This is a genomic window from Pseudomonas sp. P129 (genome assembly GCF_020312195.1).
Classification (GTDB): Bacteria; Pseudomonadota; Gammaproteobacteria; order Pseudomonadales; family Pseudomonadaceae; genus Aquipseudomonas; species Aquipseudomonas fragariae.
In genome coordinates, this window is the sequence record NZ_JAGPYS010000001.1 from 1,306,605 (window position 1) to 1,316,893 (window position 10,289).

The window sequence follows — 10,289 nt, forward strand, 5'->3', positions numbered from 1 at the left end:
ACATGATGCACTCATCTGGTGTGGCAAATGGCCGCCATCTAGCTGGCATCGTTGTTGCTATACCTTCTGTACCCGCTGAATCAGTGTCAAAAATTTGCGGGCCTTACGAGAGATATGTCCATGAGCCAAGGTGTTGAATTTAATCGCTTGATGTTGGATATGCGGGCCATGCAGATGGATGCGATGTCTGCGTCCAAGCCCGTGTCCGGTGCGCAGGAAGCCGGTGCCAGCAGCTTCGCTGACATGCTTGGTCAGGCCGTCAACAAGGTCGCGCAGACCCAGCAGGCTTCCAGCCAGTTGGCCAATGCATTTGAAGTCGGCAAGAGCGGCGTGGATCTGACCGACGTCATGATTTCGTCGCAGAAAGCCAGCGTGTCTTTTCAGGCGTTGACCCAGGTGCGCAACAAGCTGGTTCAAGCTTACCAAGACATCATGCAGATGCCGGTTTAAGGGACGTACTGAGTCATGGCCGAAGCAGCTGCCGATACCGTTCCTGCAAGAACGGGCGATTCCGAAAGAAAACCGTTGTTCGGTATGTCTTTTCTGGAAAATCTTTCCGAAATGACCATGCTGCGTCAGATCGGCCTCATGGTCGGTCTTGCCGCGAGCGTGGCCATCGGCTTCGCCGTGGTGCTCTGGTCCCAGCAGCCTGACTATCGTCCGCTTTATGGCAGTCTGGCGGGCATGGACAGCAAGCAGATCATGGACACCCTGACTGCGGCGAACATCAACTACACCGTCGAGCCGAACTCCGGTGCGCTGCTGGTCAAGTCCGATGATGTGCAGCGTGCGCGTATCCAACTGGCCCAGGCGGGTGTGGTACAGAACGACGCTAACATCGGCTTCGAAATCCTCGACAAGGATCAGGGCCTTGGCACCAGCCAGTTCATGGAAGCCACGCGTTATCGTCGCGGGCTGGAAGGCGAACTGGCGCGTACCATTTCTGCGTTGAACAACGTCAAGGGTGCCCGCGTGCACCTGGCCATTCCGAAGAGCTCGGTGTTCGTCCGTGATGACCGCAAGCCAAGTGCATCGGTACTGGTCGAGTTGTACGCCGGTCGTTCGCTGGAGCCGAGTCAGGTCATGGCCATCATCAATCTGGTGGCCACCAGTGTTCCCGAGCTGAGCAAGTCGCAGATTACCGTCGTCGACCAGAAGGGCACTCTGCTTTCCGATCAGGCGGAAAACTCCGAACTGACCATGGCCGGCAAGCAATTCGACTACAGCCGTCGCATGGAAGGCATGCTGACCCAGCGCGTGCAGAACATTCTGCAGCCGATTCTGGGCAATGATCGCTACAAGGCCGAGGTCTCGGCAGTGGTTGATTTCAGCGCTGTCGAATCGACTGCCGAAAGCTTCAACCCCGACCAGCCTGCCTTGCGCAGCGAGCAGTCGGTCAATGAACAACGTTCCAGCAGCTCAAGCTCGGGCGGCGTTCCAGGTGCGCTGAGCAACCAGCCACCCGGCCCGGCGACGGCTCCGCAGACTGCAGGCGGTGGTGCCGCCGGTGCTGCCGGCCCCATCGCGCCAGGCCAGCCACTGCTGGATGCCAATGGTCAGCAGATCATGGACCCGGCCACCGGTCAGCCCGCGTTGGCGCCATACCCCGCCGACAAGCGCGTGCAGTCGACCAAGAACTTCGAGCTGGACCGTTCGATCAGTCACACCAAGCAGCAGCAGGGCCGTCTGACCCGCCTGTCGGTCGCGGTGGTGGTCGACGACATGGTCAAGACCAACGCGGCCAATGGCGAAGTGACGCGTGCTCCGTGGAGCGCGGCGGATCTGGCTCGCTTCACGCGTCTGGTACAGGATGCCGTGGGTTTCGACGCCAGCCGCGGTGACAGCGTCAGCGTGATCAACGTGCCGTTCTCCAGCGAACGCGCTGAAGTGCTGCCTGAGGCGTCGTTCTATTCGCAACCCTGGTTCTGGGACATCGTCAAGCAGGCGGTGGGTGTGATTTTCATCCTGATCCTGGTGTTCGGTGTACTGCGCCCGGTCTTGAACAACATCACCAACGGCAAGCGCAAGGAACTGGCAGGTTTCGGTGGCGACGCCGAACTGGGTGGCATGGGCGGTCTGGACGGCGAATTGTCCAACGATCGCGTAAGCCTGGGCGGCCCGCAGAGCATTCTGCTGCCGAGCCCGACCGAAGGCTATGACGCACAGCTGAACGCAATCAAGAGTTTGGTGGCTGAGGATCCTGGCCGTGTGGCTCAGGTTGTGAAAGAGTGGATCAACACTGATGAATGAACGAGCCATGGTAGCCAAACTCTCCAAAGTTGAAAAAGCGGCTGTACTGTTGCTCTCGCTGGGCGAAACCGATGCGGCTCAGGTGCTCCGGCACATGGGCCCCAAGGAAGTCCAGAAAGTGGGCGTAGCGATGGCGCAGATGCGCAACGTGCATCGCGAGCAGGTCGAAGAGGTCATGAGCGAGTTCGTCGACATCGTCGGTGATCAGACCAGCCTTGGCGTCGGTTCCGATGGCTATATCCGCAAGATGCTGACCCAGGCACTGGGCGAGGACAAGGCCAACGGCCTGATCGACCGGATCCTGCTGGGTGGCAATACCAGCGGTCTGGACAGCCTCAAGTGGATGGAGCCGCGTGCCGTCGCCGACGTGATCCGTTTCGAGCACCCGCAGATTCAGGCCATCGTGGTCGCCTACCTCGACGCCGATCAGGCGGGCGAGGTGCTTGGGCATTTCGATCACAAGGTCCGCCTCGATATCATCCTGCGCGTGTCATCGCTCAACACCGTACAGCCAGCGGCTCTCAAGGAATTGAACCAGATTCTCGAGAAGCAGTTCTCCGGTAACGCCAACACGTCGCGTACCACACTGGGTGGTATCAAGCGTGCGGCCGATATCATGAACTTCCTCGACAGCTCGATCGAAGGTTCGCTCATGGACTCGATCCGCGAGGTCGACGAAGACCTCTCGGTGCAGATCGAGGACCTCATGTTCGTCTTCAACAATCTTTCCGATGTCGACGACCGTGGTATCCAGGCGCTGCTGCGCGAAGTATCCTCGGACGTGCTGGTACTCGCGCTCAAGGGCTCGGACGAAGGCATCAAGGAAAAAATCTTCAAGAACATGTCCAAGCGTGCCTCTGAGCTGTTGCGCGACGATCTGGAAGCAAAAGGTCCGGTGCGTGTCAGCGATGTGGAAACCGCCCAGAAAGAAATCCTCACCATTGCGCGTCGTATGGCCGAGGCCGGCGAGATCGTACTCGGTGGCAAGGGTGGCGAGGAAATGATCTAAGGATTCAGCCGACTCATGTCCAGTTCCAATAAAGAATCGGCCAGCGACCTCATTCGCGCCAAGGACGCCGCGTTGCTCGACATCTGGGCGCTGCCCAGCTTCGATCCACACGTGGAGCCCGAACCTGAACCGGAACCCGAGCTGGTCGACGAACCGGCCGAGATGGAAGAAGTGCCGCTGGATGAAGTTCAGCCACTGACTCTGGAAGAGCTGGAAAGCATCCGCCAGGAGGCCTGGAACGAAGGCTTCGCCACCGGTGAAAAGGAAGGTTTTCACAGCACTCAGCTAAAAGTGCGTCAGGAGGCGGAGGTCGTTCTTGCGGCAAAAGTTGCCAGCCTGGAACAACTGATGGGTAATCTGCTGGCACCTATCGCCGAGCAGGACACCCAGATCGAAAAGGCCGTCATTTACCTCGTCGAGCACATCGCGCGTAAGGTCATTCAGCGCGAGCTGGTCACGGACTCGGCACAGATTGCCAGCGTGCTGCGCGATGCCCTCAAGCTATTGCCGATGGGCGCGCAGAATGTGCGAATTTTCATAAACCCTCAGGACTTCCTGCTGGTCAAGGCCATGCGTGAGCGTCACGAGGAGTCGTGGAAGATCGTCGAAGACGAAGACCTGCTGCCGGGCGGTTGCCGGATCGAAACCGAGCATAGCCGTATCGACGCCAGCGTCGAAACACGCATTGCCCTGGCGATTTCCAAGATGCACGACCAGTTGCATGAACAGGTCACTCATCCTGCTGCAGCGGATCTGAGCGTTGATCTGGATGTTTCGCCAGGCAAAGCCTCCAATGCTGAAGAATCTGACGCGGACACCCTCGATGCGCCTTGATCGCACCAGTTTCGCCAAGCGCCTCGGTTCCTATGCCGAGTCGATCAGCCTGCCTGCCCAGCCCGTAGTGGAAGGTCGGCTGCTGCGCATGGTGGGTCTGACGCTTGAGGCCGAGGGCCTGCGCGCGGCAATGGGCAGCCGGTGTGTAGTTATCAATGACGACAGCCATCACCCGGTGGAAGTCGAAGCTGAAGTGATGGGTTTTTCCGGTGGCAAGGTGTTTCTCATGCCGGTCGGCAGCGTGGCCGGCATCGCGCCTGGGGCGCGGGTTGTGCCGCTGGCCGATACCGGTCGTCTGCCGATGGGCATGAGCATGCTGGGCCGGGTGCTTGATGGTGCCGGTCGTCCGCTGGATGGTCGCTCGCCGATCAAGGCTGAAGACTGGGTGCCGATGGATGGCCCGACCATCAACCCGCTCAAGCGTGACCCCATCAGTCAGCCACTGGATGTCGGCATTCGGTGCATCAACGGTTTATTGACGGTGGGTCGCGGTCAGCGTCTCGGGCTGTTTGCCGGTACGGGCGTGGGCAAGAGTGTGCTGCTCGGCATGATGACGCGCTTCACCGAAGCGGACATTATCGTCGTCGGCCTGATCGGGGAGCGGGGCCGTGAGGTCAAGGAGTTCATCGAGCACATCCTCGGCGAGGAGGGCCTGAAGCGTTCGGTGGTGGTCGCTTCGCCAGCCGATGATGCGCCTCTGATGCGTTTGCGCGCAGCGATGTATTGCACGCGAATCGCCGAATACTTTCGTGACAAGGGCAAGAATGTCCTGTTGCTGATGGATTCACTGACCCGTTTTGCTCAGGCTCAGCGGGAAATCGCGCTGGCCATTGGCGAGCCGCCGGCCACCAAGGGCTATCCTCCATCAGTGTTTGCCCGCTTGCCCAAACTGGTCGAGCGCGCCGGCAACGCTGAAAAGGGTGGTGGTTCTATTACCGCGTTTTACACCGTGCTCTCCGAAGGCGATGACCAGCAGGACCCGATTGCCGATTCGGCGCGCGGTGTGCTGGACGGCCACATCGTGCTGTCCCGGCGTCTGGCCGAAGAGGGGCATTACCCGGCCATCGATATCGAAGCGTCGATCAGCCGGGTCATGCCCGCCGTGGTCAGCCCCGAACACATGGCGCGTGCGCAGCATTTCAAACAGTTGTGGTCGCGTTATCAGCAGACCCGCGATCTGATCAGCGTCGGCGCCTACGTGGCCGGTGGTGATCGCGAGACGGACATGGCGATCGCGCTGCATCCGGTACTGGTGCGCTATCAGCGTCAGGCGTTGCGCGAGAACGAAAGCATGCAGGGCAGCAGCGAGGCGCTGGCTTCGATCTTCGCACCAGCGCCTGGCGGCTGATAACCCATGGCGCAGAGTCGAGCGGCGCGTCTGGCGCCGGTGGTCGAGATGGCAGAGGCTGCCGAGCGAACTGCCGCCCAGCGCCTTGGGCACTTCCAGGGGCAGGTCAATCTTGCCAACAACAAGCTGCAGGAACTTGACCAGTTTCGTCAGGATTATCAGCAACAATGGTTGCAGCGCGGCAGTGCCGGGGTTTCCGGGCAGTGGCTGCTGGGTTATCAACGCTTTCTCAGTCAGCTCGATGTCGCCGTTGCCCAGCAATACAAAAGTCTTGAATGGCACAAAGCCAATCTGGATCGGGCGCGCAGCGCCTGGCAGGATTGCTACGCGCGGGTAGAGGGCTTGCGCAAGCTGGTGCAGCGGTACATGGACGAGGCGCGCAGGCTGGAAGACAAGCGCGAGCAGAAATTGCTCGACGAGTTGTCGCAGCGCCTGCCTCGTCATGAACAATTCTGACGTTTGACTCAATCAGACCCGCAGTGATCTCTCTGGCTGGTCTACGCTATCAATGTCTCGGTGATGAAACACCTCGAGGTTCCCATGACTGTCACTTCCGAACGTTCTGCCGATGGCCAGACGCTGACCCTTTATATCGAAGGGCGTTTCGATTTCAATTCCCATCAGGCGTTTCGCACTGCCTATGAGGACTATCCGCAGTCACTGAACTACGTGGTCGACCTGCGCGGTACGCATTATCTGGACAGTTCTGCGCTGGGCATGCTGTTGCTGCTGCGCGATCACGCCGGAGGTGACAAGGCATTGGTACGCCTGGTCAACTGCACGCCTGATGTGCTGAAGATTCTGGCCATTTCCAATTTCTCGAAGCTGTTCGAATTGAGCATACCCAGTGCAGCCAGCCCCGAACAAACTGTGCATTCTGATCGCTGATGACAGCACCAGTGACCGCTTGCTGCTGTCAACCATCGTGGCGCGGCAGGGTCACCGGGTCCTCAGCGCGGGCAACGGTGTCGAAGCGGTTGCCATCTTCAAGGCCGAAAGCCCGCAGTTGATTCTGATGGACGCCATGATGCCGGTCATGGATGGTTTCGAGGCCGCGCGAAGGATCAAGGCGATGGCCGGCGAATCGCTGGTGCCGATCATCTTCCTGACCTCGCTCACCGAAGGCGAGGCGCTTGCACGCTGCCTGGACGCCGGTGGTGACGACTTTATGTCCAAGCCTTACAACCCGCTGGTATTGGCCGCCAAGCTCAACGCCATGAATCGTTTGCGGGTATTGCACGAAACTGTTCGCCAGCAGCGTGACCAGATCGCCAGGCACCATGAATATCTGCTCAATGAGCAGCGTGTCGCCAAGGCGGTGTTTGATCAGATCGCCCACGCCGGTTGCCTGGGGGCGAGTAACATCCGCTACCTGCAGTCCCCCTACGCACTGTTCAACGGCGACCTGATGCTGGCCGCTTACACCCCCGCCGGGCACATGCAGGTGCTGCTCGGCGATTTCACCGGACATGGTTTGCCGGCTGCCGTTGGCGCGATGCCGCTTGCAGAAGTGTTCTATGGCATGACAGCCAAGGGCTATGGCCTGGTTGAAATCCTCCGTGAAATGAACGCCAAGCTCAAACGCATCCTCCCGGTCGACATGTTTTGTTGTGCGACGCTGCTGTGTATCAATCTGCCGCAGCGGCAGGTCGAGGTCTGGAGCGGTGGCTTGCCGGACGGCTACCTGCTGCGCGGCGCACAGGGCGAGCATGTGCCGCTGGCCTCGAATCATCTGCCCTTGGGCGTATTGAGCGTCGATGCCTTCGACGCGCGCACCGACGTGTATCCGTTGGCGCCTGGTGACCGCATATTTCTGTTGTCCGACGGCGTGCTCGATACCAGTAACAGTCAGGAGGAGCTGTTCGGTGCGCAGCGTCTGCGACAGGTTCTGTCGGCCAATCGCGAACCGCAGTTGCTGATCGAAGAGATCCTCGAGGCGCTCAACGAATTTGGCGGCAAGGCGCGTGACGATGTCAGTCTGCTGGAAGTCAGCGCTGTCGAAGCGCCGCTGCAAAGTCTGCCTGCCATGATGTATTCGGACAGCGGCGCCTCCAGCCCGCTGGACTGGTCGGCCAGCTTCGAGTTTCGCGCCTCGACCCTCAAGCGTTTCAACCCCCTGCCTTACGTACTGCAATTGCTGCTGGAGGTTCACGGTCTGCGTGATCAGGGCGCTGCACTGCATATGGTGCTCGGCGAGCTGTACAGCAATGCGCTGGAGCATGGTGTGCTAGGGTTGGATTCGGCGCTCAAGCACGACGCAGCAGGCTTCGCGCTCTATTATCAGCAGCGGGCAGAACGCCTCGACAGGCTGCAGTCCGGCTTCATCCGCATGACCCTGCAGGTTGAAACGGTCGCGCAGGGCGGTCGGCTGACCCTCGGTGTCGAGGACAGCGGCCAGGGATTTGATGTGGAAAAGACCCGGACGCTGACGCCTGCCGGCAATGAACTGTATGGTCGCGGGCTGCATCTGGTCTGTGAGTTGAGTCGCGAGGCCAGGTGGTCCAGGGATGGCAGGACCGCCTGCGTGGAATTTTCCTGGGAGGGAGTGGCATAATCCCCGCCTGGAGTCTTGATCAAGGAGTGAACAAGTGTCGATTCATCTGGATTACAGCGTGTTGAATACCTTGCAGGAGGTCATGGAAGACGAATATCCAACCTTGCTGGATGTTTTTCTCAAGGATTCCGAGCAGCGTATCGCGCAGCTGCGTCTGGCTGCCGGGTCCCGCAATCCTGACTTTCAGGAGTTGAGCCTTACCGCTCACAGTTTCAAGGGCAGCAGCAGCAACATGGGGGCCTTGCAGCTTTCCGAGCTGTGCCGTCAGCTCGAGGAGCAGGCCCGCCAGGAGCAGTTCGCAGGTCTGGCAGAATTGATTGGCACGATCGATAGCGAATACATGACGATTCGCGGGCTGTTCAATTCCGAGCGGCAGCTGTTCGTCATCTGAGCCCTTAGAGTCATGCCCCCGATCCCCGCTATGGGGAATCATTAGATAACTGGCCCGTATATTGCTAACTATTTCGGTAAGGCGATAACCAGCAGCTGATGCGGAGACCGAAATGCCCCTTGCTACCAATGCGCTTCTTCAGGCCACAACCTCTGTGACCGCCAGGTCCGGTGTGGCCAACAATGCGGTCAAGTCTGCTGACAGCAGCAAGGACGGGGCCTCCAGCTTTTCCAATGTCTATGCAAAGCAGGCGAAAGACACCGTGCCTGCGCGCGAAGATGCGCCAGTAAAGCCAGCCCGCGACAAGACCGCGCCTGACAAGGACAAGGTTGCCGCCGGCAAGGACAAGCCTGCAAGCGATCAGGCAAATGCCGCCGACAAGTCTGGCGTTGCCGATAGCGGCAATGATTTGCCAGCCAGGCCGGCTGCTGCAGATGATGACGCAGCCCATTCTGACTCGAAGCAGGATGATGCGCAGGCCTCTGCCGATCCGGCGCTGAATGACGGCCAGGCGATCGTCGATCCCGTCCTTGATCCGGCATTGCAGGCAATGACCGCACAGGCTCCCGCGGCACCTGTTGTAGCCAAGGCGCCAAGTGCACAAGTTGTCACTGCGCCAGCGGTCTCGGCGCTCACCACTACGCAGGCGGCCCCGCCAGCAGTGGCTAAAGAAGCCTTCGATCCGGACGCCGATCCGCTTGATGGTCTGGATGCTGTGCAGCTGGCGCTGGAAAACGCCACTGCCAAGACTCAACTGGCTGCGCAGAATGCCCAGGCTGCCAACAAGGCGACGCCGAGCAATGCTGAAGCTGACCCGAATCAGAATATCGTCAATAACCTGTCGGTCCTGAGCGAGCAGCTTCCGTCCGAAGGCGGCAGCACCGAAAGCAGTGACAAGTCGTTCAGCGGTTTGATCGGCGAGGGGCTGAAGGATGTCAAAGGCGCCGCCGGTGATACTCGCGTCGACAACTTTGCCGATCGCCTTGCAGCGCTCAGCCAGGCCGCGCAACCTGCACGCGCAGCGGCTGCACCTGCCGCACCCTTGATGAACCAACCGTTGGCCATGCATCAAAGCGGCTGGACCGAAGGCATCGTCGATCGCGTCATGTACCTGTCGAGCCAGAACCTCAAGACCGCCGATATCAAGCTGGAACCTGCCGAACTCGGTCGTCTTGATATCCGTATCAACATGGCGCCTGAACAGCAGACCCAGGTGACATTCATGAGCGCCCATATGGGCGTACGTGATGCGCTGGAAAGCCAGATGTCGAAGTTGCGTGAGTCATTCGTGCAGCAGGGGCTTGGCAACGTCGACGTCAATGTCTCCGATCAGTCGCAACAGCAGGCCCAGCAACAGGCTCAGGAACAGGCCAGCCGCTCCCAGCGCAGCGGTCGTGGCGGTGGCATGAGCTCCGGCGATAGCTCCGATGAAATCGCAGGCGTCGATGCGGCCATCCCGGTCAGCCAGCCAGCAGCACGTGTGATCGGCACCAGTGAGATCGATTATTACGCGTGAGGCTCCTGCGTCACATGGCAGTCGCTACACGATGTCATGCATTGTCTTCACGTCTTGGCGCAGAAATGCTTTTTGAGCGTGATGGCACTCACGACGCAGAGTGCGACGTAAGTGACAGGGCGAAGGAACCCGACGAAGTCGGGCCGGAAACCGGAGCGAAAGGTTTTGCCTACTTTGGCCCCATCAAAGTAGGTCGCCGAGGGACGAAAAGGTGCCCTGAGTCGAACCTCAATCCACCTGGCAAAGAAAAACCGCCGTGTGACGCAGAGCGTCACGAACTGCATTCCCACGCGGTGGACTGCCCCCAAGAAGTTGGACACCAATCCGACCTAATGGGGGTGTTCAAATGGCCAAGTATTCAGAGCAATTCAAACTCACCGTCGTCAA

General features: G+C 59.7%; 10 protein-coding genes. All 10 read left to right on the forward strand.

Translation table 11 applies throughout. From position 1 onward, the window contains the following. Nucleotides 1–120: 120 nt before the first annotated feature. On the forward strand, nucleotides 121–450 hold the full coding sequence (gene fliE, locus KBY02_RS05705; protein ID WP_024661307.1) for a flagellar hook-basal body complex protein FliE: 330 nt from the start codon (nucleotides 121–123) through the stop codon (nucleotides 448–450). Nucleotides 451–465: 15 nt separating this feature from the next. Beyond that, complete coding sequence (fliF, locus tag KBY02_RS05710) at nucleotides 466–2,250, forward strand: flagellar basal-body MS-ring/collar protein FliF (protein ID WP_004408062.1); 1,785 nt, start codon at nucleotides 466–468, stop codon at nucleotides 2,248–2,250. Then, a complete protein-coding gene (gene fliG / locus KBY02_RS05715) occupies nucleotides 2,243–3,259 on the forward strand; it encodes a flagellar motor switch protein FliG (RefSeq protein ID WP_011268442.1) in 1,017 nt (338 codons plus the stop codon). The genes fliF and fliG overlap by 8 nt, the downstream gene beginning before the upstream one ends. Before the next feature lie 15 nt (nucleotides 3,260–3,274). Then, complete coding sequence (gene fliH / locus KBY02_RS05720; protein WP_011268441.1) at nucleotides 3,275–4,093, forward strand: flagellar assembly protein FliH; 819 nt, start codon at nucleotides 3,275–3,277, stop codon at nucleotides 4,091–4,093. Then, on the forward strand, nucleotides 4,083–5,441 hold the full coding sequence (gene fliI / locus KBY02_RS05725; RefSeq protein ID WP_011268440.1) for a flagellar protein export ATPase FliI: 1,359 nt from the start codon (nucleotides 4,083–4,085) through the stop codon (nucleotides 5,439–5,441). Before fliH ends, fliI begins: the two co-directional genes overlap by 11 nt. A gap of 6 nt (nucleotides 5,442–5,447) precedes the next feature. Beyond that, the gene (gene fliJ, locus KBY02_RS05730) at nucleotides 5,448–5,897 is read left to right on the forward strand and encodes a flagellar export protein FliJ (protein ID WP_002554288.1); all 450 of its coding nucleotides are present in this window, start codon (nucleotides 5,448–5,450) and stop codon (nucleotides 5,895–5,897) included. Between the two features lie 84 nt (nucleotides 5,898–5,981). After that, nucleotides 5,982–6,329 carry an STAS domain-containing protein gene (locus KBY02_RS05735; RefSeq protein ID WP_004408073.1) on the forward strand — a complete coding sequence of 116 codons (348 nt, stop codon included), beginning with the start codon at nucleotides 5,982–5,984 and terminating at the stop codon, nucleotides 6,327–6,329. Further along, a complete protein-coding gene (locus KBY02_RS05740; RefSeq protein WP_004408075.1) occupies nucleotides 6,289–7,995 on the forward strand; it encodes a fused response regulator/phosphatase in 1,707 nt (568 codons plus the stop codon). The genes KBY02_RS05735 and KBY02_RS05740 overlap by 41 nt, the downstream gene beginning before the upstream one ends. 34 nt (nucleotides 7,996–8,029) lie before the next feature. After that, nucleotides 8,030–8,386, forward strand: coding sequence for an Hpt domain-containing protein (locus KBY02_RS05745; RefSeq protein ID WP_011268438.1), 357 nt, complete (start codon nucleotides 8,030–8,032; stop codon nucleotides 8,384–8,386). Between the two features lie 112 nt (nucleotides 8,387–8,498). Continuing rightward, nucleotides 8,499–9,902 (forward strand): flagellar hook-length control protein FliK, encoded by a 1,404-nt coding sequence (locus tag KBY02_RS05750; RefSeq protein ID WP_011268437.1) that lies wholly within the window; start codon nucleotides 8,499–8,501, stop codon nucleotides 9,900–9,902. Nucleotides 9,903–10,289: the final 387 nt, after the last annotated feature.